This is a genomic window from Agrobacterium larrymoorei, from assembly GCF_013322225.1.
Lineage (GTDB): Bacteria > Pseudomonadota > Alphaproteobacteria > Rhizobiales > Rhizobiaceae > Agrobacterium > Agrobacterium larrymoorei_A.
On record NZ_JAAMFB010000054.1, the window covers coordinates 1 to 956 of the forward strand.

Here is a 956-nt window from a genome sequence, read left to right on the forward strand (position 1 = left end):
TGTTTAGTCCCGGGAATTGATGGGTCGGGTCGGTGGTGAATCGATCCGGTTCATTTGTCAAGCTCCGACAAATGAATTCGTATGGAGTGAGGCCTTTGAGGGTCTTCAATCGTCGACCGAAGTTATAGGCTGAGACGAAGTCTTCGAGATGCTGGCGGAGCTGATCGTGGCTCTCATAGTAGAAGCGCTTTACCGTCGCGTCCTTGATGGTGCGGTTCATGCGCTCGACCTGGCCATTGGTCCAAGGGTGTTTCGGCTTGGTGGTCCGATGTTCGATGTCAGCTTTGGCGCAGGCATACTCGAAGGCATGCGCCCGGAAGATTTCGCCTGCTGCCATCGCTTGCCTGATGAGGGGGACAGCTGAACCACCGGCGCCCGGCGTGGTGAACTGGATGCCATTGTCGGTGAGAACGGTGTGAACCTTGTAGGGCACGGCCTCGAGAAGGTTGCGCAGGAAGCCGGCGGAGACCGCTGTCGTTGCCTTCTCGTGCAGTTCGACGAAAGCGAACTTGGATGTTCGATCGATGGCGACGAACATGTGCAGCTTGCCCTGCTCAGTACGAACTTCGGCGATATCGATATGGAAATAACCGATCGGATAGGTCTTGAACCTCTTCTTCTGGGGCTTGTCGCCCTTAACATCTGGCAGGCGGCCGATGCCATGGCGTTGCAGGCAGCGATGCAACGAAGACCGTGTCAGGTGCGGTATGGTCGGTTGTAGCGCATAGAGGCAGTCATCGAGCGGCAAGAGGGTATAGCGTCGAAAGGCCACAATCACGGCCTCTTCCTCCACCGAAAGGACCGTCGATTTTGGCTCCTTTGGGCCGGTCGGAAGATCGGATGTCGAAGCGCGCTTGCGCCACTTGGCCACAGTCTTCTGATTGATCCCGTAGCGCTTTGACAGAGCCCTCAGGCTCTCTTGACTATTTTGTATTGCTCGACGGATTGCCTCCGTC

1 protein-coding gene is annotated in these 956 nt (G+C 56.6%); it reads right to left on the reverse strand.

The features are described from left to right. A partial coding sequence (locus G6L28_RS22700; protein WP_234902701.1) for an IS481 family transposase occupies nt 1-956 on the reverse strand: 956 nt, incomplete at both ends.